Origin of the sequence: Subdoligranulum sp. APC924/74 (assembly GCF_003324125.1) — a bacterium.
Classification (GTDB): domain Bacteria; phylum Bacillota; class Clostridia; order Oscillospirales; family Ruminococcaceae; genus Gemmiger; species Gemmiger qucibialis.
This window is the reverse complement of record NZ_PSQF01000038.1, coordinates 1-26,450: the sequence shown is the minus strand read 5'-3', so window position 1 is coordinate 26,450 and position 26,450 is coordinate 1. Positions and strand designations below refer to the sequence as shown.

General features: G+C 58.9%; 23 protein-coding genes. 2 read left to right on the top strand and 21 right to left on the bottom strand.

What is annotated here, in order from left to right; genetic code table 11:
* Positions 1-99: 99 nt before the first annotated feature.
* The 21 genes from C4885_RS09855 to C4885_RS09755 all read right to left on the bottom strand — a co-directional run bounded on the left by C4885_RS09855 (position 100) and on the right by C4885_RS09755 (position 23,507).
* A complete protein-coding gene (locus C4885_RS09855; RefSeq protein ID WP_114000172.1) occupies positions 100-939 on the bottom strand; it encodes a putative RNA methyltransferase in 840 nt (279 codons plus the stop codon).
* A complete protein-coding gene (locus C4885_RS09850; RefSeq protein ID WP_114000171.1) occupies positions 936-1,499 on the bottom strand; it encodes a hypothetical protein in 564 nt (187 codons plus the stop codon). Before C4885_RS09850 ends, C4885_RS09855 begins: the two co-directional genes overlap by 4 nt.
* 18 nt (positions 1,500-1,517) lie before the next feature.
* Positions 1,518-2,810 carry a DUF1015 domain-containing protein gene (locus C4885_RS09845; RefSeq protein ID WP_114000170.1) on the bottom strand — a complete coding sequence of 431 codons (1,293 nt, stop codon included), beginning with the start codon at positions 2,808-2,810 and terminating at the stop codon, positions 1,518-1,520.
* Positions 2,811-2,859: 49 nt separating this feature from the next.
* Positions 2,860-3,504, bottom strand: a complete 645-nt coding sequence (locus C4885_RS09840) for an Rnf-Nqr domain containing protein (RefSeq protein WP_114000169.1) — start codon at positions 3,502-3,504, stop codon at positions 2,860-2,862.
* Entirely contained in the window at positions 3,482-4,396 is a 915-nt protein-coding gene (locus C4885_RS09835; RefSeq protein ID WP_114000168.1) for an Rnf-Nqr domain containing protein, read from the bottom strand. Before C4885_RS09835 ends, C4885_RS09840 begins: the two co-directional genes overlap by 23 nt.
* Positions 4,374-5,393: an RnfABCDGE type electron transport complex subunit D gene (locus C4885_RS09830; protein WP_114000167.1), complete on the bottom strand. Its 1,020-nt coding sequence runs from the start codon at positions 5,391-5,393 to the stop codon at positions 4,374-4,376. Before C4885_RS09830 ends, C4885_RS09835 begins: the two co-directional genes overlap by 23 nt.
* Before the next feature lie 17 nt (positions 5,394-5,410).
* Positions 5,411-6,064, bottom strand: coding sequence for a ribulose-phosphate 3-epimerase (rpe, locus tag C4885_RS09825; protein WP_114000166.1), 654 nt, complete (start codon positions 6,062-6,064; stop codon positions 5,411-5,413).
* A gap of 96 nt (positions 6,065-6,160) precedes the next feature.
* Positions 6,161-7,294, bottom strand: coding sequence for a UDP-galactopyranose mutase (gene glf / locus C4885_RS09820; RefSeq protein ID WP_114000165.1), 1,134 nt, complete (start codon positions 7,292-7,294; stop codon positions 6,161-6,163).
* A 14-nt stretch (positions 7,295-7,308) separates the two neighbouring features.
* Positions 7,309-8,268, bottom strand: coding sequence for a glycosyltransferase family 2 protein (locus tag C4885_RS09815; RefSeq protein ID WP_114000164.1), 960 nt, complete (start codon positions 8,266-8,268; stop codon positions 7,309-7,311).
* Positions 8,269-8,519: 251 nt separating this feature from the next.
* On the bottom strand, positions 8,520-9,578 hold the full coding sequence (locus tag C4885_RS09810) for a glycosyltransferase family 1 protein (RefSeq protein WP_114000163.1): 1,059 nt from the start codon (positions 9,576-9,578) through the stop codon (positions 8,520-8,522).
* The gene (locus C4885_RS09805) at positions 9,575-10,735 is read right to left on the bottom strand and encodes a glycosyltransferase (protein WP_114000162.1); all 1,161 of its coding nucleotides are present in this window, start codon (positions 10,733-10,735) and stop codon (positions 9,575-9,577) included. Before C4885_RS09805 ends, C4885_RS09810 begins: the two co-directional genes overlap by 4 nt.
* 21 nt (positions 10,736-10,756) lie before the next feature.
* On the bottom strand, positions 10,757-12,169 hold the full coding sequence (locus C4885_RS09800) for an undecaprenyl-phosphate glucose phosphotransferase (protein WP_158538864.1): 1,413 nt from the start codon (positions 12,167-12,169) through the stop codon (positions 10,757-10,759).
* A gap of 326 nt (positions 12,170-12,495) precedes the next feature.
* Positions 12,496-14,550 (bottom strand): hypothetical protein, encoded by a 2,055-nt coding sequence (locus C4885_RS09795; protein ID WP_114000160.1) that lies wholly within the window; start codon positions 14,548-14,550, stop codon positions 12,496-12,498.
* The gene (locus C4885_RS09790; RefSeq protein WP_114000159.1) at positions 14,550-15,545 is read right to left on the bottom strand and encodes a YafY family protein; all 996 of its coding nucleotides are present in this window, start codon (positions 15,543-15,545) and stop codon (positions 14,550-14,552) included. The genes C4885_RS09795 and C4885_RS09790 overlap by 1 nt, the downstream gene beginning before the upstream one ends.
* Before the next feature lie 41 nt (positions 15,546-15,586).
* Positions 15,587-16,438 (bottom strand): prephenate dehydrogenase, encoded by an 852-nt coding sequence (locus C4885_RS09785; RefSeq protein ID WP_114000174.1) that lies wholly within the window; start codon positions 16,436-16,438, stop codon positions 15,587-15,589.
* A 16-nt stretch (positions 16,439-16,454) separates the two neighbouring features.
* A complete protein-coding gene (aroA, locus tag C4885_RS09780) occupies positions 16,455-17,750 on the bottom strand; it encodes a 3-phosphoshikimate 1-carboxyvinyltransferase (protein ID WP_242979529.1) in 1,296 nt (431 codons plus the stop codon).
* 23 nt (positions 17,751-17,773) lie between these two features.
* Positions 17,774-19,021 carry a shikimate kinase gene (locus C4885_RS09775; protein WP_114000158.1) on the bottom strand — a complete coding sequence of 416 codons (1,248 nt, stop codon included), beginning with the start codon at positions 19,019-19,021 and terminating at the stop codon, positions 17,774-17,776.
* A gap of 32 nt (positions 19,022-19,053) precedes the next feature.
* Positions 19,054-20,148, bottom strand: coding sequence for a chorismate synthase (gene aroC, locus C4885_RS09770; RefSeq protein WP_114000157.1), 1,095 nt, complete (start codon positions 20,146-20,148; stop codon positions 19,054-19,056).
* Between the two features lie 4 nt (positions 20,149-20,152).
* Complete coding sequence (gene aroB / locus C4885_RS09765) at positions 20,153-21,190, bottom strand: 3-dehydroquinate synthase (protein WP_114000156.1); 1,038 nt, start codon at positions 21,188-21,190, stop codon at positions 20,153-20,155.
* 28 nt (positions 21,191-21,218) lie between these two features.
* Positions 21,219-22,316, bottom strand: coding sequence for a chorismate mutase (locus tag C4885_RS09760; protein ID WP_114000155.1), 1,098 nt, complete (start codon positions 22,314-22,316; stop codon positions 21,219-21,221).
* Between the two features lie 408 nt (positions 22,317-22,724).
* A complete protein-coding gene (locus C4885_RS09755) occupies positions 22,725-23,507 on the bottom strand; it encodes a hypothetical protein (protein ID WP_114000154.1) in 783 nt (260 codons plus the stop codon).
* A 403-nt stretch (positions 23,508-23,910) separates the two neighbouring features.
* Between C4885_RS09755 and C4885_RS09750 the strand changes: the two genes are divergently transcribed.
* Together C4885_RS09750 and C4885_RS09745 are read left to right on the top strand one after the other, a co-directional pair.
* On the top strand, positions 23,911-24,729 hold the full coding sequence (locus C4885_RS09750) for a hypothetical protein (RefSeq protein ID WP_114000153.1): 819 nt from the start codon (positions 23,911-23,913) through the stop codon (positions 24,727-24,729).
* 26 nt (positions 24,730-24,755) lie between these two features.
* Positions 24,756-26,225 (top strand): hypothetical protein, encoded by a 1,470-nt coding sequence (locus C4885_RS09745; protein WP_114000152.1) that lies wholly within the window; start codon positions 24,756-24,758, stop codon positions 26,223-26,225.
* Positions 26,226-26,450: the final 225 nt, after the last annotated feature.

Below are 26,450 nucleotides of genomic sequence, written 5' to 3'. Positions count from 1 at the left end.
CATCCAGTATTATCTGCGCTTTTGGCTTAGCAGCTGCCGCACCTCGCTCGCCGTATCGGCACTTAGAATTATGCGGTATTGCCTTTACTTTTTGTTCCATTATACCCGACGGTAAGCAAGGAAGCGGAAGCCGATTTCGGTCGTCAGGCTCTGCTTTGCCGCAAGGCGGAGTGCTCCGACGTGCGGGGTTTTCCAGAAATAGGGGGTCATGGCAAACAGGTTGCGGATCTGGTCGCCCTCCACCGTGATGGTATCCGTCACGGTGCGCTCTCCGATCAGGGTAAAGCCGGAGTATTCTGTCTGCTGTTCTGCGTTTTCATACGGTTCATCGTACAGAACTTCTTTCAACCCGTACAAATGCCGTGCCGTTGGCACTGCGTACAGCAGCACACCGCCGCTGCGCAGCACCCGGCAGAACTCCTGCCCGGCAAAGGGTGAAAAGATGTTCAGCAGAACATCCGCCCAGCCATCCCGCACCGGGGCGCTGAAGCTGCCGCCCACCGCAAAAGCGGCTTCCGGCAGTAGCTTTGCCGCAAGGCGGATGGCATCCTTGGAAAGGTCGAACCCGGCCAGTACGCAGGGACGGCCCTGGGCGGCAAAGGCATCATACACCACGCGGTCATAACTGCCTTCGCCGCAGCCGGCATCCAGCAGGTGGGTCTCACCGCATTCGGGTGCGTATTCCAGGCAGAGCTCGGCCAGCGCTTTCTGGAACGGGGCATAATACCCCGCCTGCAAAAAGGCACGGCGGGCGCGCACCATGGCTTTGCCGTCACCGGGGTCCGCCGCATGGCGCCTCTGGATGGCCAGCAGGTTGACATACCCTTCCTTGGCCATATCATAGCTGTGGCCCTGGGGGCAGCGCAGCGAGGTTCCCAGCGGCATCAATGCGCCGCCGCACACCGGGCAGCGCAGGGCCGCTGCCGCCTGCGGGGTCATTCGTCATCCTCCGCCGGAACCAGATTTTCCGCCGGAACGGACAGCAAGTGGAACTCTGGCACCAGCTCCGGCAGCGGACCTTCGCCCGCAATGGGGGCAGTAGCTCCGCCGTGGGCGGCCATATACTCTTCAAAGTTGGCAAACTTCTGTTTGGGCGGGCGGCGGGAAATCATCTCCAGGCCCGGATCTTCCTCTCGCGGTTCACGGTTCACCCGGCTGCGGGGGGCTGGCTGCGGGGCGCGCCGCGGCGGGCGCGGCGGTTCCGGTGCAGGGGCTGCGGGGGCACGGCGGGCAGCATTACGCTGCGGGGGCTGCGCGACAGGTTCCTGCGGCGGGCGGCGGCGCGGCGGCTGGGGGGTGGGCTGGGGCTTTTGCTGCCCGCGCGGGGGTTGGCCGTTCAGCTGCGGAGCCACAGGGCGGGCCTGATTGGCGTTATTGGGGCGTGCAGGGCGCTGGGCCGGGGCATCCCCATGGGGGGTGTGGCGGCGGCGACGACGGCGTGCTGCTGTGGACTGAGCATCGCGCACGGCGGGCTCAGCGTTTTTTTCGTTGTTCGGCATAATTGGCTCCCTGTATCGTCAGTCCGGCATGGTCAGACTGCGGCATTCATTATAGTAACGTTTTTCCTCGGCATGGCCCATGCTGAAAGTCTTGCGCGGCAGCACGCCGCCCAGCACAACACCTTTGAACAGGTCTGCTTTGGCAAAGTCCGGCATCAGCAGGGCTGTGGCCGGTTTGGCGGGGTCTGCGGCCATGGCGCAGGCAGCCGCGGCACCGTGGATGTAATCCACCGTCACGCCGGGGTTCTGGGCCAGATAATCCCCAATAAAATGTTCCGTGGTGCCCACGGCCAGCGGGTCCGGGGTGTTGGCGGCGTCAAAGGTGATCTCTGCACCGGCACCGGCCAGCACGATATGCTGGTCGCCGCCCTGGAGGGCTGCGCCGTGCTGTTCCAACCAGCTGCCAAAGTCTGCAGCAACGGTGTTGGCGTCCACGCCAAACAGCACACGGTGGATGGGCTCAATCTCAATCGCCGGGGAATGCACGTTGCACACTTCCGCCAGGCACCAGCGCGCCGGGTGGGTCTGCTGCTGTTCCGGCGGCAGGGTGGGTTTCAGTTCTTCCCAATAGGCTTTTGCTGTGGCAAGGGAATGGTTGCCATCACCAACCGCCAGCGTCATGGGGGGCTGGCCGGCTGCGGCAGGCCAGCGTGCGGCAAAAGCAGCGGCATCGCCAAGGTTTGCCAGCGCAGTGTTGATCTGCTCCACCAGCGCAGGGTCCTCCACGGCCCAACCGGCCAGGTGGCCGCCGTTCAGCATCAGCGCGCCATCATACAGCAGCGGCAGCTCCGCCTTATGGGCGGCAATGGGTTCAATCAGGGTACAGGCTTCATCATCGGCCAACATCATCACATGCGGGGTTTCCAGCTGGGCCCCGCGGCGGATCTTGAGCCGGGGCGGGATGCGCGCCACCACTGTGCTCTCGCTGGGGCGGATGGCGGGCTTGCTGCCTTTTTTAAAGCTGTACTGTTCCAGGTCCACAGCACCAACCAGACCCTGGCGGATGGTACCGTCCATCTGGGTGCGTTCCACATACACATAGCCATGTACACAGCGGGTCAACAGGTTATCGCGGTAATCCTGCATAGCCGCACGGATCGCCGCAAGGCGCGATTCTTCCTGCGGGGTTCCAAGGTAAGCTTCCGGCAGAACAATGTGCAGGGTGCTGGGTTTCCCCTTTGCCAGTTCCTCCGCTTTCTGCCAGTATTCCGGCTGGGAGGTAAACTGATCCACCGCAATGCAGGCCCACGGGTCCAGCGGGGTCGCTGCACCGGGCAGCAGGATATCAGCAGGGACAAAACAATTCTGCATGGTAATCACTCCTCTTTCACGGATGCCGTTTTTTACGTCCGGGCGCGGCTCAATCCACAGTGCCAACCAGCCCGTAAATTGCCAGCGAGAGAATGCCGATATAAATCAGCACACTGGGCAGGCCGCGGAATATATGTGGGATATCTTTGCTGCGCAGCCGGCGGCGGCCTTCATCCACCACCAGCACAGCGACCAGGTAGCCCACGCCGCTGCCAAAGCCGAAGCCGATGGACTGCAGCAGGTTATAGTTCTGGCTGGCTGCAACCAGCAGGGTGCCCAGCACGCAACAGTTGAAGGTTGCGCCGGGCAGCTGTTCGCGGCAGGCATCGCGGCTTTTGGGGAACAGGCCCAACAGCAGCCACACAATGCCCATAGCGATCAGTGAGCAGTTCAAAAATACCAGCGGGCGCAGGGCGTTGACCGGCAGCCAGCCGGGCAGCACCTTTGCCAAAGCGGGCAGCGCTAAGCTTTGGGCAGCCCAACCCATGGGGGCGCTGATGGTCTGTACCAGAATGATGGGAATACAGTACTGCCATGTGCTGATTTTGGGGTCGTTGACCAGCTTGTTCAGTCGGGAAACGCCCAGCGCGCGGAAGAACACTGCATTCTCCGCAAACACAGCCATGACGGCGTAGGTCAGGAACTGTGCCACAGCCTGCAAAACGGAAAGCTCAGCGCTTGCGTTTATTGCCATACAGATGACGCACCTCCTCGATCTTATAATGCACATAGGCACCGCCGATGGCGGTCCACACGGCGGCAATCAGGCCAATGATGATAAACCCGGTGCCCGGCTGGTCGGCCAGCGGCAGCGGCGCCACGGGAAATACCACGTTGCCGAACACGGTGCCTTCCGCCAGCAGTTCACGCACAATCCCCACCAGCAGCACCGAAAAGCAGATACCAATGGTATTGTTGATGCCGCGGCGGAACGCCTCGCCCACCGTTTCCAGGTCGTTGGATTCCATACGTTTGATCACGGCGGGCTCCACTACCAGCATGGGCAGATAGATCCCCAGCAGCGAAAGATCCGCCCCAAACAGGTTGTACAAAATGATATAAGCCGGGATATACACAATAGCGGCAGCGTAAGAGTATACCACACCGCGGAAGCGGTTGCCGGTCAGGTGGCAGATTGCCACAGCCAACATACGGGTTGCCGTTACAAGCAGAATGGCGGCAGCACACAGCATCCAGGCATTCTGGCCGCTTACAGCAGCCGCCACAATGGGTGCCAGCCCCAGACCGCGCACCATAACGGGGTTATTCAGCCACAGGTGGTCATCATGGATATTCTGGGCCAGCTCTTCCTCGGCCTCTTTGCGGGTCTTGGGCTTATTGGCGGGCTGGACCGTTTTGGGCTTTTCGGCCGTAGGTGCTTCCTGCTTGCTTTCTACCGCTTTCTGCTCCGCCTGGGCGGCGGCCAGGGCTTCCTGCTCGATCTGCTCGGCGGTTTTGCCCTGCTCTGCGGCGCGGCGCGCCTGTTCCAGCATTTCGGGGGTCAGCTGGGGGATGATAACGGTTTGGGAATGTTCCTGCAGGGTCGGCTTTTTGTTGCTGTTCTTACGGTTCTCTGTGTTGGGCAAGGCGCTTTTCCTCCTTCCGCATGAATCTGATCCTTTCTGCGCGCTGGGCCAGGCGGTCCAGCCATTCGGGGAAAGCACCAGCCAATACAATGGCAAAGCATACGCCAGTTTCGTATACGCTGTAATAGCGGAACGCCGTTGCCATTGCGCCCAGGAACAGGCCGTAAATCAAACGGCTGCTCCAGCGGTTGGGCTGCACCACCGGCTCGCACGCCAGGAATATCCCGCCAAACAGCATGCTGCCGGAAAGCAGGATATACTTTTCCAGGTAGATGCGCTGGCGCACATATTCCCATGGGGCACTCAGGGCTGGAAGTTCGTTCAGGTTGGGCAGCAGCCAGGGCACCAGTACGCATACCGCAAGGTACGGCACAAAGGTAGAAAGCTGCATGTGGCCGCGCACCAGCAGGTACAGCCCACAGGCCACAATGACCAGAATAGCGCAGCAGCCCAGCGGCCCAGCCACATTACCGGTCAACAGGTTGATGGTACTGTCAGACGGCAGGCCGCCGGCAGACAGGGTGGTGTTGTTGCCTTGGGTCAGCACCACTCCGGTGCTGCTGAAAAGTGCCAGCACTGTACCCGGTGCCGGGTAGGACGACATGTCTCGCGGCCATGCCAGCGTTGCCGCCACCAAACCCACCGCCGCCGGGTGGAAGGGATAGTGCCCCTCTCCGCCGAACGCTTCTTTGACAAGCACGGCAATGATCGTTGCCGTGACCACCATATAATACGGGGCCGAAGCCGGCATCATCAGCACAATCAGCGCAGCAAAAGCTTCGCTGGAAGGCTCATGTGCGCGGTACCCCGCCGCATGCAGCGGGGTAACAACACAGTCCGCCACATACGCAGTCAGCAGCCCGGCCGCCATCATCAGCAGCGGGCGCGCTCCGTAATAAAAACAACTGACCGCCAAAAGCGGGACAGTGCAAAACAAAATGTCCCAATAATAATCATAGTTTACACTTTTGGTGATCTTATCATGACGTTTTGGCATGGATACTCCTTTGGGGGTTACAGCGCCCGAACCTGTTTGGCCAGCGCGGTACGGTCCTGCGCCTTAAAGAACGCGCTGCCCATGACCAGCACACTGGCTCCGGCCTGGGCGCACAGGGAGGCGGTTTCGGTGTTAATGCCGCCGTCCACCTCAATGCGGGGGGAAACACCGCGCCGGTTGCACTCTGCCTTGATGGCTGCCACACGGCTGACGGTTGTGGGGATGAACTTCTGCCCGCCAAAGCCGGGCTCCACCCCCATGACCAGCACCAGGTCCAGTTCATCCAGGTAGGGGAACACTGCCTGCGGCGGGGTAGACGGGCTGATGGTCAGGCCCACCAGGCACCCAGTCTCCCGCACAGCGGCAATGGTCTGCCCCACATGGTTGGGCACAGCTTCAATGTGGAAATTGATCAGGTTTGCCCCTGCTGTCGCAAAATCCTGTGCATAGCGTGCAGGGTCGGAGATCATCAGGTGAACATCATAAAATGCTTCCGGCACGGCCTTTTTCAGGCATTTCAGCACCGGCGCGCCATAGGTGATGTTGGGTACAAAGTGGCCGTCCATCACATCAAAATGCACCATGTCTGCACCGCACACCATAGAATCGGCCGTTTCGGCAGCAAGGTTGGCAAGATCGGCAGACAGGATGGAAACACTCAATTCCGTCATTGCTTTGTCCTTTATCTCAAATTGCACCGCATCATTCCCGCCGCAGCGGTATTTGGAATCATGCGGTTTTGCTATAAATCCTGGTTTACGCCTGCCTTATGCTTTGTACTGGTTGATCTTATCCATCTGCACAGCAACGCAGGCCAGCGCGCTTTCAATTACCTTGTCCATATCATAGTACTTATACTCGCCCAGGCGGCCGCCAAACACAACGTGCGGCTCGGCATCGGCCAGTGCCTTGTACTTGGCGTACAGGGCGCTGTTCTTGTCATCGTTGACCGGGTAGTACGGCTCGTCGCCCGGCTTCCACTCAGCGGAGTATTCGCGGCTGATGACCGTCTTGGTGCCCGGCTCGGTGGAGCCGAACTCAAAGTGCTTGTGTTCAATGATGCGGGTGTACGGGGTTTCGGCATCGGTGTAGTTGATGACAGCGTTGCCCTGATAGTTGGGGCAGGCCAGCGTTTCGGTTTCAAAGCGAACGCTGCGGTACTGCAAGGTGCCCAGGGAGTAATCAAAATAAGCGTCAATGGGGCCGGTGTAGATCACACGGTCAGCCAGAGCATCCAGTTCAGCCTTGTTAGCCAGGTAGTTCACACCCAGGCGAACTTCCACACCCTGCAGCATGTTGGCCACCATCTGGGTGTAGCCGCCGTTGGGAATACCCTGATACAGCGCATTGAAGTAGTTGTTATCAAAAATCAGGCGCACCGGCAGGCGCTTGATGATGAACGCCGGCAGCTCAGTGCAGGGGCGGCCCCACTGCTTTTCGGTATAGTGCTTGACCAGCTTTTCGTAAATATCGGTGCCGACCAGGTTGATGGCCTGCTCCTCCAGGTTTTTGGGCTCGGCGGTAAAGTGGGCAGCGCGCTGCTCCTCGATCTTTGCCTCGGCCTCGGCGGGGGTCACAACGCCCCACATCTTGTTGAAGGTGTTCATGTTGAACGGCAGGTTGTACAGTTCGCCCTTATAGTTTGCCACCGGAGAGTTGGTATAGCGGTTGAACACAGCGAACTGGTTCACATAGTCCCACACATCTTTATTGTTGGTATGGAAGATATGTGCGCCATAGCGGTGGACATTGATGCCCTCAACATTTTCGGTGTAGATATTGCCGGCAATGTGGTCGCGCTTATCGATCACCAGGCAGCTTTTGCCTGCCTTGGTAGCCTGCTGTGCAAACACTGCGCCAAACAGACCAGCGCCGACGATCAGGTAATCATACTGTTTCATGGGGAACCTCCTTGTTATTTGGCAGAATGGCTGAACGGATCAGCGGAACGGTTTTTCCACTGCTGCACCTGCTGCAGGTGGAATTCAAAATCGCGGTCATCCTTTGTCAGCTGGCTGGAAAGGATCACGCCGGAAATAAACAGCAAAAGCGCCGCCACCAGTACGCAGGCACACACGATCAGCGTAGGGAAGCGTGGCACAAGGCCGGTGGCAAAATATTCGCCCAGAACAGGGGCCAAAAAGCACAGGCTGATAATGCCAAGCACCGCAGCCAGGGTGCTGAAAAAGCCGAACGGGCGGTAGTTTTTATACAGCCGTGCAATGGTGCGCAGCACGCGGAAGCCGTCCGAATAGGTATTCAGCTTACTTTCGCTGCCTGCGGGGCGGTCACGATAGTCAATGATCACATTCTCCACCTGCATGTTGCGGTGCAGGGCGTGGATGGTCATTTCGGTCTCGATTTCAAAGCCGCGGCTCAGCACCGGGTAGGTTTTGACAAACTGGTAGCTGAACGCACGGTAGCCCGTCATGATATCCTTGATCTGGCCGCCGAAGAGATTGTTGGTAAAAAACCGCACCAGGTCGTTGCCAAAATTGTGGAATGGGCGTTTGTTCTGGGTGTAATAGGTGGAGGAAAGCCGATCCCCCACCACCATATCGGCCTGGTGTTCGGTGACGGCTTTGACCATTTCCGGGGCCGCTTCCGCCGGGTAGGTATCGTCGCCGTCCACCATGATATAGGCTTCGGCGTCAATTTCGCGGAACATGCGGCGGATGACGTTGCCTTTGCCCTGCTGGTATTCGTGGCGCACCACGGCACCGGCTGTGCGGGCCAGCTCTGCCGTGCCATCGGTAGAGTTGTTATCGTACACATAGATCGTAGCTTCCGGCAGAACGCGGCGGAAATCCATCACAACCTTTTGTACTGTCTGAGATTCGTTATAACAGGGGATAAGAACTGCTATTTTATCCAATGATATTCACTTCCCTTTTGCGGGTAGATTTTTGTGTTTCAGGTGCGTAATTTTGGGGTATGCAGCGGGCGCACAATGTGCGCCCCTACGGGGTGGGTTATACAGCCTGATGCACGTAACATCTGTGCACAGCGTAGGCGCACCGCATGTCCCCCTGCGTAAGAGGTATTTCCCTATCCTGCAGGGCGAGGCAGCCCCACCCTGCCGAACCGTTATGTGCTTCTATTTTTCGGGGGCTGTCCCAACTGCTCTTACGCTTCCGCGCACTTTTTGATCTCGTCCAGCCAGAACCGTGCGGTTTTCTCCCAGCTGTACTTGGCCAGCACTTTGTCCGGCGGGGCCGCAGGCTTGGCAAACAGCGCATCAAGATCCACATCATAGTCATAGGGGTCAAAGTAGCGGGCGGTATCGCCATACAGCTCCGGCAGGCAGCTGGCACGGGCCAGGGCGATGGGTGCCCCCAGGCTGAGCGCTTCCAGCGGCGGAATGCCGAACCCTTCAAACACAGCGGGGTGCAAAAAGCCTTTGCAATTCTGCATCAGCGCTTTGTTCTGGCCGTCTGTCACATAGCCGGGATAAAAGATATTGCTGGTGTTTTGGGCAGCATCTGCTTCGGCGCTGCCAAAGGCAGCAAGGTCCTTGCCGCCGGCCACAACAAAGGTTTTATCCGGGTTGCGGGCGGCAACCTCGCGCACCCACTTAAAGTTTTTGTGCCCGGCCAGGCTTCCCAGTGCGTAATAGTATTCTTTTTTCTTCACGCCGGGCAGCTTGTCAAACACCGTCATATCCGGCTGGACGTTCTGCAGATGCTCCCAGCCGTTATAGGTCACACCGATCTTATCCAGTGGGATGCCCAACCGCTCGCTGATCAGGTGGCGCTGGTTATCACTGACGGTGAACACCCGCCGGGCAAACCATTTGGTGGAAAGGCAGTGGAACCAGAACTTGAAGCGAAAAAACGCGCGGTCGGTTTTCATTACCAGGGGGCGGATATCATGCAGCACCACCACGCTGCGGCGGGTCATGAGCATATCGCTGGCAAGGCCAACGTAAAAGGCGTGGTGTTTGCGCAGGTAACGCGGCAGCACCACCAGATTGTAACTATACTTAATGGCCTTGAGCGGAACAATTTTGATGTTTTTCAGTTCGGGCAGGTGCAGCGGGCGGCCATCGTCCCGGTAGCACAGCCGCACATCCAGGCCGGTGCCCTCCAGCAGGGGGTCCAGCCGGGTCACAACTTCATACACAAAGCGCGGAATGCCCGTGATGGGGTCACACAGCACTGTGCCATTGATCACAATGGGGTTCACTCTTCGGCCTCCTTGGCGGTTTCGTGGTGAGAGCAGGCTTCCAGCTCACGCTGCCAGTCCGCATAGCGGCGGGTGCAGTAATCCCGCAGCTCGTCCTCAAAGCGCTGCTCACTGAAGCTGCGGCTGTGTTCCCGGATCTGCTGTGGGGGATAAGCCACGCCTTCGGTCTCAAACTTCTGGATGCAGGCTTCCAGGCTTTCGGGTGTCTGCTCGTCAAACAGCAGGCCGGTTTTGCCGTCCAGCACAGTCTCACAGGCGCCGCCGCGGCCAAAGGCCAGCACCGGGGTGCCTGCGCTCTGGGCTTCCACAGGGGTAATGCCAAAATCCTCCTCGCCGGGGAACAGGAACGCCTTGGCGCGCAGATAATAGCCGCGCACCTCTTCGTCGCTCAGACCGCCGCCCAAAAAGCGGACGGTCGGGCCCGCCATGGCGCGCAGCTTGTCGCCCTCGCCGCCGCCGCCGATCACGATCAGCGGCTTGTTCAGCTTGGTGCAGGCTGCCACAGCCAGGTCAATCCGCTTGTACCAGGTAAAGCGGCCCACCACAAGGTAAAAATCCTCTTTGGGCACAAAGGGTTCTTCGTTGATATGCACGCAGGGGTAGATCACATCGCTGTCGCGCCGGTAATATTTTTTGATGCGCCTGGCAATATAATGCGAGTTGGCGATAAAATAGTCCACCCGGTCCGCGGCGCACTTATCCCACTGGCGCAGCTTGAGCATCTGGCCGGGCATGACCGCCCGCACCAGCGCATTGGCATTGTTGCGGTAGGTATAATAAAAATCCCAGACATAGCGGGTGGGCGTATGGCAGTAGCAGATATGCACGGCGTCCGGCCGGGTGATCACGCCCTTGCTGCAGGAAGAGCAGGACGAAATGACCATATCGTATTCCGAAAGATCCAGTGCTTCAAACGCGCGGGGCATCCACGGCAGCATGGCACGGTACAGCTTGGTGGCAAAAGGCAGCTTTTGGAGATAGGTGGTGCGGATATCATAATTCTTGAACCACGCAGGCATGTTGTTTTCGTCATAGACGAGGGTATAGATGGGTGCATCAGGGAAAACATGGTGCATACAGTCCACCACGCGGTCTGCACCGGCGTATGCCACCAGCCAGTCATGCACAATGGCTACCTTCGGCTTGCCGTTTTTCATCCTCAGCCCTCCTTTGGTTGGTTACTGGATCTTTTCATCGTTGACCATTTTGCCGCCAAACACGGTGCGGAACAAAATTTTGATATCCAGTGCAACGGTCCAGTTTTCGATGTACCAGATATCATAACGGATACGCTCCGCAATATCAGTGTCACCGCGCAGGCCGTTGATCTGCGCCCAGCCGGTCAGGCCGGGGCGCACCTGCTGGCGCACCAGGTAACGGGGAATTTCTTCCTTAAAATGCTCTACATGGAACGGGATCTCTGGCCGCGGGCCAACCAGGCTCATATCCCCTTTTAATACATTGAAAAACTGCGGCAGTTCATCCAGGCTGAATTTGCGGATAATGCTGCCGAACCGCGTTTTGCGCGGGTCGCTGTTGGTGCTCCAGGCCGAATCCTCGGCGGCGTTCACCCGCATGGAGCGGAACTTATACATCATAAAGGGGCGTTTGTTCAGCCCCACGCGCTCCTGCTTAAAGATGATCGGCCCAGGGCTGGACAGCTTGACGCCGATGGCCACCCCCAGCATGATGGGGCTGGTGAGCACGATCAGCACCAGGCTGCCCACCACATCCATGGCGCGCTTGATAAAGGCGTTCAGGATATTATCAAACGGCGTCTGCCGGATGTTGATGAGCTTACAATCGCCCAGCACATCAATGGTGGGGCGGGCGGGCAGGTAATCGTTATAAAACGGCACCATGGTAATGCGGGTGCCGTGCTTATCGCAGGCGGCAAAGGCGCGGGTCAGCATGTGCATCTCGGCGGCATCCAGGGCCACCACCACCTCGTCAATGCCGGGTTCATCCAGCGTGACTTCCATTTTGTCATATCCGCCCAGGTAGCGCACATCCAGGTCCGGGTTGGCATAAGGCGCCAGGTAGCCATCCACATGGAAGCCATAATACGGGTTATGTTCGAGTGCCAGCAGGTACTCGGCAGCCATATCGCCGCCGCCGACCAGCAAGATATGGCGCAGGTCCTCCCCTTTCCGGTTTCGGGCACGATCATACCAGCGCTTGATCATCCGCTTGAAGATCAAAAAGCCGGTGCTGAACCCGTACAGCAGCAGCATGACCCCGCGGGAGAAGTTTTGCAGGCGGAAAACGAAGAGCAGCGCCATAAAGCCCACCACGCCCAGCGCGTTGCCGAACGCAATGGTGGTGCTGCGCTGCCACAGCCCCCGCAGGCGGGAGGGGTTATACAGCCCGCGGCTCCAATAGAGCAGCACCATCACCACGGCGTAGCCCGCCCACCCCAGGGCAACCATAGGGCTGCGGGCAATATCCAGTGCCGGGCCGGCGCCGCCCTCCTCAAAAAAAGGCAGCCAGTTAAAGCGCAGGAAATTGGCCAGCAGGTATGCGGCAATCAGCAGCACAATATCAATCACACTGCTGATCAAGCCCCTGATACGCTGATTTTCACTGAGCAATCCTGCTGCCCCCTCTCTGTACGCCACATTTCAATCATTTTAGTATATCATAAAATCCATCCGGTTTCAACCAACGGCGGTTTTGCTGCGGCGCTGAAGCAGATTTTAGGCAATACCGCATAATTCTAAGTGCCGATACGGCGAGCGAGGTGCGGCAGCTGCTAAGCCAAAAGCGCAGATAATACTTTGTGTATTATCGAGCATTTTGGCAACGCAGATGCCGTGCCGCAGCCGTCGGAGCGGTGCTTAAGTCGTAAGGCGGGAATTGTGCGGTGTTGCCTTTACAACTTTCCACTCCCGCTGCCGGACCTGCAGTTTTTTCCGCGCTACTCGAAGAAGTACTCCCAATCCTGATACGTCGCATTCACTTCAACTGCGTTTACCTGCGGGTACATGGTGCCGCTGCCGGATTTTGCCGTCAGCAGAATTTGCCCCACACCGTTGGAAATGGTGATAGGCACCTCGTAACTGTCGCGGTCGGTGGGCAGGTAGAAATCGCCCTGGTTGGTGTCGCGTTCCGCGGCGGCGCAGAGTTCGTTTTCCGTCGCACAGGTCACATGCAGGAACTGCCGGTCAAACGGGTGGTCCATGCTGTCAGAGCTGACCAGCCCATAGTGCAGCGTTACATCCGCCACACCGCAAAAATCCGCGTCCGCCGCCGTTACGGTCACCAGCACAGTGCCATCTTCCTGCAGGGTGGCAGCGGTCGTGGTTTCCACGTTCAGATTGTTATCGGTTCCGGTGCGCTCCCAGAAAAGGTGCATGCCGCCGGACTGGAAGGTGTTTGCCACCGGCTGCCAGTAACGGTACAGCTCCCGGTAGAACCACCAGTTGGCGTTGCGGCTCCACCGCTCCGGCGGGGCCACCTTGGGGCTGGGGGTCACGACAATGTCAAAATTCCCCTGTTGGAAGGTTTGCAGGTACGCCAGGCGTTGGCGATCCCCCAGGGCATGGATGATGTAATCCGTGCCGGTAGGCTGCAGCTGGCCAGTCATGGCTTCCAGCGCGCTGGAATAGGTGCCAAACAGCCGCTTGCCCGCCGTCAGTTCCTTTTCGGTTGCCAGCTTTTCGGCCTGGTCGCCGATCCAGCCGCCCAGCTCCGGCACAAAGGTATAGCCCTCGTGCCCGCCAATGCGGGTCTGCACCTGCCCGGCCATGCCGACGGCCAGCACAGCGGCCCCCAGCACCGCACAGCCTGCGGGCACAATGTGCGCTGCAACCTGCGGAAAGCTTACCTTTTGGCAAACCAGCAGCACCGCTTTGATGATACACGCCGGGGCCAGTACGGCAGCCAGTGCCGCCGCGCCGCCCGTGGGCCCATTGTTGGAGGCACTGACCATGCCGTACAGCAGGTTCCACAGCACCATGCCCAGTGTCAGGGCAAAGCCCCCGGCCGCCAACACAGCAGAGCGTTTGCTGCGGCAGACAAAAATACCGATGGCAAACGCCAGTGCCGCCGCAAGGCAGAACACTGCCACGCCCGGCCAGTGCAGGTCTGCCACGCTGCACACCCGGTCGCTGAGGGTATTGCCGTAATACCAAGTCTGGTAAGCGCTGGTTCCGCGGGTCTGGCGCAGCCAGGCCAGCGGGTGCCCCCAGCTGATGAGCAGCACCGAAACGCCAAGCCCCACCACACTGGTAACGATGTAGCGCAGTGTCTGCACCACAATTTTACCGATGGAACTGCGATACAGCCGGATGAGATACAGCCCATACCCCAGCGCAATGGAAATATAGGCAGCGCCGCCCATATCATTGCTCCAAGGCACAAAAAAGCCTGCGGCAAAGGGCACCAGCACCGCCGGGGCCAACAGCCGCCTGCTTGTATCCTGCTGCCAGAAATGCAGTCCCAGCAGGATGACCAGTACCGCCAGTGTTAAAGCGGCGGAGCGCATCATGCGGGCGCTGTTGCCGTTGGCGGCGGCATAGCTCAGCAGGGTGTTCACCTGACCGGCAAACGGCAGGTTTGCCCCCTGCACATAGGCAAAAAACACGCTGCACAGCGCCAGCGCTGCCGCGCGGGCCGCACGGGCAGTGCCGATGACCATCAGGCAGACTGCCAGCACCAGCAGCTCAAAATAGAACCAGGTGCAAAAGTTTGTGGCAAACATGCTGCGGCCAAAGCTGTTGCCCAGCACCAGCAGCAGACCGCCCACGCTGTACAGCTCGCCCGCACCAAGGTAGACGGTAAAATCACGATAAGGTACCTGCCCGGCCAGCAGGTGGCGCACCGGGTTATAATTCTGGAAGTCGCCGTTCATGATCTCGTACCCGATCTCATAATTGGCGGCAAGACCGCGCACTGCGGCAAGCCCGGCCAGCACCAGCAGCAAAAACAGCCACGGTGCTGCGCGTTTGAGCTTTTGTTTTGCTGTCTGCATCAGCGGTAAAGGCCCTCCAGCTCATCCAGCTTTTTCTTCATTTCTGCACGCACGCTGGGTGGGTCCAGAATTTCGATCCCTGTGCCAAAGCCGGCCACCCAGCCGTAAAACCGGGGGCTGACCTGCACATTTACCACCACATTAAAGTGGTCGCCATCCGGGTTGCGCACCAGGGTAACCCCCGTGCCAAACCGGTCGATCATCGCCCCGGCCAGGCGGTTTTCGCACCGCATGGTCACTTTGCGCACCGGGCCGTTGAACATATCAAACATCTGCTGCATATACTGGTTTACGTCAAATTCGGCGTATTCCTCAGCACCTTCACGTTCGGTATCCGGCAGCAGCTCCACCTTGCGCATTTTATCCACGCGGTAGTGCTTCAGACGGCCTTCGGTATAGGCGATCATATAATAGTTTCCGTTTTCCCACACCATCACCCAGGGGCTGACGGTGTACAGCTGGCCTTCATGACGGGGCACCATCTGCTTTTGCAGGTCCCAGTCACAGTATTTGAACCGCACCTGGTTGCCCGCGGTGATGGCGCTGTGCAGGGTATCCACGCTGTAAAGGATCTTTTCCTCCTGGCTTTTCACCCGGCCGGAAACCAGCACCTTGCGGTCCAGCTCCTCCTGGCGGTAGCGGGAGGTGAACCGTCCCAGCTTTTCGATCAGCACCTTGCTTTTGCGCGCGGTGATGAACTTGCTGGCATACACAGCGTCCACCAGCAGTTTCAGCTCCGCCAGTTCAAATGGGGTATCCACCATATAATACCCGCCCCCGCGGCCGCGCTGCTGCACGATCTCAAAGGGGGTATCCGGCATTTCGTTCAGGGTCTGGATATCGTCATACACGCTTTTGCGCTCTGCCACAATGCCGCGCTCTTTCAGCAGTTCTACCATGCGCGGCACACTGATGGGGTGCTTTTCGTCGGTTTCCCGCACAAAAATTTCCAACAACGTAAGCAGCTTTAATTTCTGTCCTTCTTTACGGGGCATAAAGGCCGCCTCCCTTCCGGCAAAACAGACCGGCTTCCCGGTTATTTTTTATCAAATGCCTTGCGGCGCTCGGTGGAAAGGCGGAACATTTTTTCCAGCCCTTCGCGGTCGTCATCCACCAGTTTCTGGCGCATGGTGGCAAGTGCATCACTGAACATATCGATCTCACTAATCAGGTTATCCTTGTTCCACAAGAACAGCTCCGCCCACATTTTATCGTTGATGTGCGCAATGCGGGTCAGGTCGCGGAAAGAGTCCCCGGTATACTTGGCAAGCTCGGTGTTATCGCTGGCGCACATCAGGCTGACGGCAATGGCATGGCACAGCTGGCTGACATAGCCGATCATGTGGTCATGCTCTGCTGGGCTGAGCACGCTAATGCGGGCAAACCCCAGTGTGCGGGCCAGGGTACGGCACCATTCAATGGCTTCCGGGGTGTTTTTTTCGGTGGGGGTAATGATAAAGTTTGCCGGGGCAAAGTTTACCTCGGCACTGTGGGCCACGCCGCTGGTCTCACGGCCGGCCATGGGGTGACTGGCAATGAACTCCACGCCCTCCGGCAGCATCTGCTGCACCGGCTCCACCACGCCGCGCTTTACGCCGGAAACATCGGTTACCAGCGTGCCGGGGCGGACCAGGTGGCCGTACCGCTTGACCCATTCCAACAGCACAGTGGGGTACAGGCCAAAGATGATGTAATCCGCGTTCTGCACCAGGTCGTCAAAGTTTTCGTTGCGGCCCTCGCAGATATAGGCGTGTTCCAGCGCATAATCCAGCGTGCTCTGGCTGTGGGTAATGCCGGTCACGCGGTAGCCTTTCTGGCTGAGCACCTGGGCATATTTGCCGCCCAGCAGGCCCAGGCCCACAATTAAAAACGTTTTGTTTTTATCCATCCCGTCCATTTTGCTTTCACCCCTGATTTGTTACATGGGCCCCCAGGCCCTTGATGACCTCAAAGAAATCCGGCCAGCTTTTGTTGACCGCGTTGGCCCCCTCGATGACCGCCGGCTGGCCTGCGGCCAGGGCAGCAACGGCCATTGCCATTACAATGCGGTGGTCGTTATGGCCGTTCAGCGGCGCCGTGGGCTTGTGCAGAGCGCAGCCCTCAATTGTCAGGGTATCGCCGTCCGCTTTTACCGTGCCGCCCATCTTGGCAAGCTCTTCCTGCATAGCGGCAATGCGGTCACACTCTTTAATGCGCAGCCGCCCGGCGTTGCGGATGATGGTGGTGCCGCTGCAGAAGCACCCCAGTGCGATGAGCACCGGGCCAAGGTCTGGGCAATCGGCCAGGTCGATCTCCACCGCCTTCAGCAGGCTGCGATGGAAGGTCACATGGCCGCCGCTGCGCTCAAACTTTGCACCGCACTGCTTTAAAATATCCAGGATCACCCGGTCTCCCTGGTGGGAACCGGAGGGCAGACCCGTTATCGTAATGCCGCCCACAGTGCTGCCCAGCACGGCCAAAAACGCCGCCTGGCTGTAATCGCCTTCAACATCCATGTCTGCTGCCGCATAATGCTGCGGCGCTGCCACTTTGTAGGTGGCGGAGCCATCCTTGCGGGCGCGGACCGAAACTTTAACGCCAAATTTCTGCATCGCGTCTGTGGTCAGGTCCACATAGCTGCGGCTTTCAAAGGGAGCGCGCACCTCAATGGTGCTGGGGGCTTCCATCAACGGGGTGGCAAACAGCAGCCCGCTGATGAACTGGCTGGACACATTGCCCGGCAGCGTAAAGGTACCGGGGCACAGGCGGCCAAAAATCGTAATGCCCTGTTCGTTCTGTTCAAAACGCAGCCCCTGGCGCTCAAACAGCTGGGCATAAATTTCCTGCGGGCGCTGCATCAGGCGGCCTGCGCCGGTAAAGCGCACTTTTTGGGCCGTCAGGCTGAACAGCGGCAGGATAAACCGCAGTGTGCTGCCGCTTTCGTTGCAGAACACCGGGCGGGTAATGGTGGCAAAACCGTCCGCATTGCCGCGGCCGGTAATGGTCAGCTCATGCTCGCCCCGCTCCACCTTGGCCCCCAGCTGCTGGGCAGCCCCCAACGTGGCCAGAATATCCTGCGAAAATTCCACATTGCCAATGTGGCTGGTACCGGCGGCCAGGGCCGCGCACACCACAGCGCGGTGTGCCGCGCTTTTGCTGGGCGGCACGGCAGCGGTTCCGGCCAGGCGGCCCGGTTCAATGGCTGCAACGGTTGCTTCCACGGTGTTCCCTTCTTTCGTGCCGTTCAGGCATCAAATGTTGTTTCAAACGCCTGCACGGCGGTTTCTACTGTGTTTTCCAGGCGGCCGGTGTTATCCACCGCGGCATCGGACGCTGCGCGGTAAAGCGGCATCCGCTCGGCTTCCATCTTGCGCAGGGCATCCAGCCCGGTGGAAAGCGGCCGCCCACCGGTTGCCAGCCGTTCGACCGGGCGCTGCACCCACAGCACAGGGCCGTTCTGGCGCAGGGTGCGGGCGTTGCCCGGTGTTTTGATCACCCCGCCGCCGCAGGCGATGACCTGCCGTGTCTGCTTGCTGATCTCCGCCACAGCCTGAGATTCGTACTTGCGGAACGATGCCTCGCCTTCACGCGCAAAGATATCCGGGATGGGCATTCCGGTGTTTTTCTCGATCACTTCATCCAGATCCACATAGGTTTTGCCCAGCGTTTTGGCCAGGGCACGCCCGATGGTGGACTTGCCGCAGCCCGGCATTCCGATGATGGCCACGTTGGAAAGATCTCGCTTGAGCTTGCGATGGGTGTCAGCGATCACAGCTTCCGGCAGCTTTTGGCCGGTAAAGTGCTCCGCCGCGTACACTGCCTGCGCCACCAGCATCTCGAACCCACAGTAGGCGGGCACGCCAAGTTCCTCCGCACGGAGCAAAAGTTCGGTGCGGAACGGGTTATAAACGCAGTCCAGCACGGCTTCCAGCTTGGGGTAGGCATGCAGGTCCAGCAGGCAGCTGCCGTTGTTGGGGTACATGCCCGCCGGGGTGGTGTTGATAATGATATTGATTTCCGGGTGCTGCTGGGCTTCCTCATAGGTCAGGGCACCGTCCTTGCCGGTGCGGCTGGCGGTCAGCACCTGTTTGGCTCCGGAGTCCTGGCAGACAGCCGTGACGGTGTTGTGGGTGCCGCCGGTGCCCAGCACCAGCACCACAGCCCCGGCAAACTTCACGCCGTGGCAGCGGGCCAGGTAGGCAAAGCCGGTATAATCCGTATTATAGCCATACAGCTTGCCATCCCGGTTGACCACGGTGTTCACTGCGCCGATGGCCGCCGCACGTGGTTCCACCTCATCGCAATATGGGATGACCAGCTTTTTGTACGGGATGGTAACATTGATGGCTTTGAACGCCTTTGCCTGCATAAAGGCATGGGCTTCTTCCTCCGTGGGCAGCGGATGCAGCTCATAGGAATAGCCGCACACGGCCTCATGGATGATTTTGGAATAGCTGTGGCCCAGTTTGGCTCCGATCAGACCGTATTCCATGTTGCGCTTCCTTTCTGTTTGCTTCGGCTGTATTACTTTTGCCCCAGCGTACCGTAACGCACGGTCAGCAGGTCCAGCACGGCAAATGCTGCCAGGGTGTTCTGCACCACAGCAGCACGGGGCACAATGCAGGGGTCGTGCCGGCCCTTGATCTGCAGTTTTGCATCTGCCTTGGCGATATAATCCACGGTATCCTGTTCTTTATAAATGCTGGGGGTGGGCTTTACCGCCGTGCGGAACACAATAGGCATGCCGTTGGCAATGCCGCCGTTGATGCCGCCGTTTTTGTTGGTGGTCGTTACCACTTTGCCGTCCCGCATGGTAAACGGGTCGTTTGCCTGGGAGCCGCGCAGGTCCGCAAAGGCAAAGCCCGCGCCAAACTCAATGCCTTTGACAGCGGGGATGGCAAACGCCAGGTGGGCGATCTCACTTTCCACACTGTCAAAGAACGGTTCACCGATGCCCGCGGGCACCCCGGTGATGACAGTTTCCAGAATACCGCCCACGCTGTCGCCCTCGGCCCCGGCTGCGCGGATGGCTGCCTGCATGGGGGCTTCTTTTTCAGGGTCCAACAGGGCAAAATGGCCCGGCTGTGGTTCCGCCATAATCAAACCGGCAGAGCTGGAAAGCGGAGCATCCTCCACCCCGGCACAGCGGGCAATGTGGGTATACACCTTAATACCGCGCTGTGCCAGAATGTGCTCACAGATCGAACCCGCAGCCACGCTGGCTGCGGTGATGCGGCCGGAAAAGTGGCCGCCGCCGCGGGCATCCTGCCAGCCTTCATATTTGGCATATGCCGTGTAATCCGCGTGGCCGGGGCGCAGCAGATCCGCCGTTTTTGCATAATCTCCGCTGCGGGTGTTGGTGTTGCGGATCATCATGGTGATGGGGGTGCCGGTGGTATGGCCGTTGACCACACCGCTCAAAAACTCCACCACATCCGGCTCGGTGCGGGCGGTGGAAAGCCCATCTCCGCGGGCGCGGCGGCGGTCCATCCGCTCGGCGATGTACGCTTCATCCACCGGCAACCCCGCGGCCAGGCCGTCCAGCACAGCGCCGACGGCGGCACCGTGGCTTTCGCCAAAAATGGTCAGGCCCAATGCATTGCCAAAGGTATTTTTCATCGCCTCAGTCCTCGTTTTCCTTGATGCCAAGCAGGGCGGGCAGTTCGGTCATGGGAATCTTATCGGCGCGCCAGCAGCCCAGGCCGGGCACCTTGATGACGGTAATGGTGCTGCCCGCGCTCTTTTTGTCGTGCTGCATATAGCTCAGCACCTTATTTTTGTCCACACCCGTGCGGGTGGGCAGGCCCAAAGTGCGGTAGATGGCGCGGGTGCGGCGCACAAGGGATTTATCCTCGATCATAGGCAGCATGCCAAGCGCCACGCACTCGCCATGGAACAGGCCGTTGGTGCGGCGGCCGCGCACCCCCTTGACAGCCTCAATGCCATGGCCGATGGTATGGCCAAAGTTCAGGCAGGCGCGCTGGCCCTGCTCGTGCTCATCGTTTTCCACCACGTTCTTCTTCACGCGCAGGGAACGGTAGATGATGCGCTCAATGTTTTCTTCGGGGTGTTCACACTCAAACAGGGCAAACAGCTCCGGGTCAGCAATCAGACCCGCCTTGATGGCCTCCGCCAGGCCGTTGACAAAGTGGCGGCGGGGCAGCGTTGCCAGGGTATCAAAATCCACCAGCACCACCTTGGGCTGCCAGAAAGCGCCAACAATGTTTTTGGTTTCGCCCAGGTCAATGGCGGTTTTGCCGCCAATGGAGGAATCGATCTGGGAAAGGGTGGTGGTGGGGCAGTTGACAAAATCAATGCCGCGCATATAAGATGCCGCGCAGAACCCGCCCAAATCCCCCACAACGCCGCCGCCGACGGCCACCAGCAGGTCCTTGCGGGTCATGTTGAACTCCAGCATGGCCTGCAGCACCTGGCCATACACTTTCAGGCTTTTGCTGGCTTCGCCCTGGGGCACAGTGTACACCATTCCATTGGGGCACTGGGCCAGAACAGTCTGGGCATACTGCTCCGGTACGCCGGAATCCGTCAGGATAAACACCTTGCGGTTGGCAACATTGGCAAACTGGTACAGGTTGGCCAGGCACCCGCTTTTCAGGATGATATCATAGCTGCGGCTGCCAAGCTGCATGGTCAATTTCATAACAATTCCTCCTGTGTTTTTCCGTCATTTACAGGTCAAATACACCCAGTATCCGCACCGTGCGGCACACGTTTTCCAGCTCATGCACCAGCTTGGCGCAATCGTCCGTTGCGACATTGGCCGGGCAGACAAGCTGAACATAAAAATAATATTCAAACTGAACATGGGGCAGCGGACGGCTTTTGATGGTTTCCATGTTAAAGCCGCGCTCGCCGATGATCTGGATCACCCGCGCCAGCCGCCCCGGCTTGTGGTCCACCGTAAACAGCATCGAAAGCCGCTGCCCCGGTGCGGCGGCGATCGGCTGCCGCTGGGCGCCCTCTTTTTCAATCACGATAAAGCGGGTGGTGTTGTCGCCGTCCTCGTTCACGCCCTCGGCCAAAATCTGCAGTCCGTACAGCTTGGCTGTTTCGGCGGAAGCGATAGCTGCCAAGGTTTGGTCGCCCTGTTCCGCCACATAGCGGGCGGCATCCGCTGTGTTGCCCCAGGCTTTGGTGGCAAAGTGGTGCAGTTTCAAGAATGGCCCACTCTGCGCCAGCGCCTGCTGGTGGCTGATGACCGTTTTGATCTCGCTCAGCTGCGCGCCCGGCAGCGCCAGCAGGTCCTGCCGGATGGGCAGGTCGCACATGCGGGCTACTTTCAGGCCGGGGTGGGCATACAGCAGGTCCAGCACAGCGGAAACATCGCCCGCGTTGGAATTTTCAAACGGCAGAACGCCGCAGTAAGCATCGCCCCGCTCCACGGCTTCCACCACCTCGTTCCAGGTGGAGTACGCCTGTGCCTTGGCAAAGGGGAACAGCTGACGCAGCGCAATGTGGGACCACGCGCCCTCCACCCCCTGGTAGGCGGCAACATCCTGCCCAATCAGAACATGCTGGTACGCGCGGGAAACCGCCAGCGCTTTTTTCAAAAATTCGCGGTAATAGGGCTGAAGTTCCGGGTTCTGCACGCGGGCGGTATTCTTTTCCAGCACAAGGGCTTCGCGTGCCGGGTCAAACACCTGTTTGCCGGTGCGCGCCTTGTACTGTGCCACCTGGCCCACTGCCTGCATACGCTGTTCAAACAATGCGGTCATCTTTGCATCGATCTCGTCAATCTGCGCACGGGCCTGCTGCAACTGATCCATAGACAGGTTCCTCACATTCCATGGTTATTCATATTTTACTATACTATAAAACGGTCTGTATCGCAATAGGGCACCATCAAAAAAAGCAAAAAAGCAGGGCCGAAGCCCTGCTTTTTGATTGAAAGAATAGTGAATAAAGAATAATGAATAATTTTAGTGGACCGCGGCGCGCAGCGCCGCTCAGAAAACATAAACTTCCTGCCATTCTTTTATGCGTGCCCGCAGTCTGATATCTCAATCCGTGCCGCAGGCACACCTTCATTTTTCTTTATTCTTTATTATTTTTTAATTTCTTCTCCTCTTCCCTCGCCTTCCGCACCAGATCCTCAAAGCTTGGCATGGGGGTAAAGATGCGGTGGTAGGGGTTTTCCGGCATGGGGGCCGGCTTTTTTACCGGGCGGTAGCGCATCACTGCTGCCCCACGGTGGAAACGGCACCCGCGGTCAAGATGTTCCACAGGGCATCATAGGTTTCGCTTTCCAGCGCGGTTTTGTCGGTATAATACGCGCGGCGGCCTATGTAGGTGTTTTTCATGATGTCCTGGTTTTCGCCCTGGAGGTCATCCACCATCGTCAGGCCGGTGTAGGTGCCCAAATCCAGACCGGTCAGAGCCGGGCAGTCCGTCCAGCGGTAAACCATCTTGGTCCAGTCCACGATCACATTATCATTTTCATCCACATTCTCCGTGTCGGGCATGGTGCCGTCCAGGTACTGCAAATCGCCGGTGGTTTCCGCAAACTGTTGCGCGTAATCGGTATCCTGCATGATAAAAATGTAAGGCCCATCCTCACTGGATAAATCCGCCGAAAGCCGGGTCACATCAGCCATCTGGGTGTATGCATCGGTGTTTTCGCTCTCGGAATCAAAATCCAGATTATACTGCACCAGCTCCACTACCACCTTGCCGTCGCCATTGCGGTCATCACAGTAGGCGGCCAGCGTGTTTTCCAGGGCCGTTACCGTATCTGTCGGCAAGTTGCTGCTGCCCACATAGCCAACGCGGTAGTCCGGCCGCACCCGGGTAACAACATCGTGCACCATCCACACCACCAGCACCACGGCGATGACCGCAATGCCAACGTACAGCTTGTGGTAATACCACCAGTTGGCAGCTTTTTCCTGTTTGGTATATTCTTTTTTCGATTCGGGCGTTTCATACTGTTCAACGCTGTCTTTTGTGACCCATGCCATCTTAAAAACTCTCCTCATCTTTTTAACGTAAGTGGTATTATACCATAAATTTATGTTGGAATTGTAAAATTATTTTGACCATCCCGTGCCCGCTGCCTTGCATAACCCGCTAAAAAACGCTATGATAAACTTGTAATATTGTAAGCAGGGCTGCAAAAGCTGCGGCAGCGCACTGCCGCCCAGTCCGCTTACCCCCAATTAAGGCAACACCGCACAATTCCCGCCTTGCGGCTTAAGCACCGCTCCGGCAGCTGCGGCACGGCAGCTGCGTTGCCAAAATGCTCGATAAGACATCCAGTATTATCTGCGTTTTTGGCTTGGCATCTGCCGCACCTCGCTCGCCGTATCGGCACTTAGAATTATGCGGTATTGCCTTAAAGACACAGAAAGGTCATTTTTGAATATGGCAATGGAAGACAAAAATCCCCCCGTGCAGCCCGATGCTGTGGAGGCGACCGAAACCCGCGGACGCAAAGTTGGCGCGGCCCGCTTTTTTGAGCTGCTGGGACGCGATTTGTGGCCGTTTTATAAAGCCAGTATTTTGTGCGTGCTGGGCTTCGCCCCCGGCTATGCCGCTGTTTTGTTCAGCACTATGGCCGCCAGCCTGCCGCTGTGCCTGCTGTCCGGCGCTGTAGGCGGGCTGATTGCCGCACCTGCTTTTTGCGGCATGCTGGATACCATCCTGCGTGCTCTGCGCGATGAACCCGGCTACTGGTGGCACACCTACCGCATGGCCTGGAAGCAGAACTGGCGCGAAAGTCTGCTGCCCGGTGCCGGGGCGGGGTTTTGCCTTGGGCTGTGGGCCTTTTTGCTGTACGCCCTGCCTGATCTGGAAAACGTGCCTATCTCGGTATGGATCTGCATGGTGCTTGGCATCTTCTTTTTGCTGGTGTTCTGCCTGTATCTGTTTGCGCAGGTGGTTCTGGTCAGTGTGTCCCAGGCGGAACGGCTGAAAAACGCCGCGCTGTTCATGATCGGATTTTTGCCGCGCACCCTGGCAGCCGGGGCATTGCTCTGCATCTATTGGGGCGTGATGCTTGCCTGGATGCCCTACACCATCCCGGTGGTGTTGATTCTGGGTTTCTGGCTGCCCTGCACCCTCGCTTTGCAGATCATCTATCCGGCACTGGATAAAGCGTTCCACCTGGAAAAGACCATCACCGCCCGGCGCGAGGATGAGATCAACGACCTGATGGAGCAGCACGGGCGCACTTCCGTTTGATACCAACCAGATAAGGCGGCAAACCTATGGAAAGTAAGAACACTTTTATCCTTCATGAAACCGAAGCGTTTATGCGGGGCGAGCTGGATAACGTTACCGTTGCCCACGGGCGCATTGTGTTGGACCTTGTCTCCGGCGGGTACGTGCCCTATGGGTGCTACACCAGCCCCGCCGTACCGCTGCCCACCTTTGACGCCCTGCGCGTGAGCTGGAACGCCGGCACCCCGCCGGGAACTGCCGTGGAAGCCCAGGCCCGCGTGATGGTGGACGGCAACTGGACCAGCTGGTCCAGCTTTGGCCGCTGGAGCCCCTATCTGGAGCGCGAAGGCGCAGCCCCCGTGACCAAAGGCGCTGTAAACCTGCTGCCGGACAGCCTTGTGCTGGACAGCAAAACCGCCACCCAGGCCCAGCTGCGCATCTACCTGTATACCAAAGACGAACACACCACCCCTTCCGTCAGCCTGGTGGGGGTCAGCGTGCGAGCGGTAGATGTAATCCCCGCGGGCGGGCGGCCCATCAACGCACGCCTGCACCTGATGCCCTATGCCGTTGCGCGGCGCGCCCCGGCGCTGCAGCCCGTTATGGACCTTGCCATCTGCCTGGCCAGCTTGACCAACCGCTGGGGCGCAGATATCCTGCCCGAAGAATTTGCCCTTGCCATGCGAGACTGCCGCAGTACTGACGCTGAGCGTAATTTAAGTTTTGCCGCTGCCGCCGCCGGGTGCTGGGGGTTCCCCTGCTGGGCCTGCTGGGGCAACCTTGCCTTGCTGCGCAGTGAGGTACGCGCTGGGTACGGCGTGATCGTGGGGCTGGAATCCACCCCCGCACAGCAGGCCGCTGGAATGCCGCCGCTGCGCTATGCGGCACTAAGGGGCTTTCGCCAGGGGGCACAGCCTGCCGCCCTGTTGGTGGATCCCTATGCCGCAGCGGAAGATTTTGACACCGAAACCGAGCTTTTGCTGGATGACTTTTTGGTTGCCTGGAACAACACCGCCCTGTGCATGCGCAAGCGTGACCCGGACGGTGCCCTGCCCGGCTGCCCAGCCCGCACCTCCGCCTGGCTGCGCCGGGTGCCCAAGGTTGCACCGGATCTGTTTGCCATGTACATCGGCAGCACCCAGCACGTTCTGCCGGATGATTTCTGCGCTGCACTGCCTGCCCCAGCTGCACCCGCCGCGCCGGAAGAAGCTCCGGCAGAAGATGCCGCCCCCACCGATGCACCGGATACTCCAGATTCCCCGGCCGAAATCCCCGTTCCGCAGGAGACTGCCTCCCAGGCAGCACCGGTACATGGCGGCATTCTGGCGTGGTCCACATTGGATGAGCATCCCCATGCCACCACTGCGCACCGCCAGTTCCACTATGTCACCCCGGAACAGGGCTGCATCCGGCTGGCCGTTCCCCCGCCGCCGGGTACCCGCGCAGAACCGCGCAAGTACACCGTTTACGCCATCGAACCTTCCGGCTCTATGCTGGTGGGCGATGTGATGATTTAAGGCAATACCGCATAATTCTAAGTGCCGATACGGCGAGCGAGGTGCGGCAGCTGCTAGGCCAAAAGCGCAGATAATACTGGATGCTGCAAAGGTGAGCGCCGCCAGTGGCGGAAACAGCGAACCGAAGCAGGGGCAGCGGTCACAGAGTGCGAGGGGCTTTTGCCCCCGAAGCACGATGCGGGTACCGCAACCCGACATTATCGAGCATTTTGGCAACGCAGATGC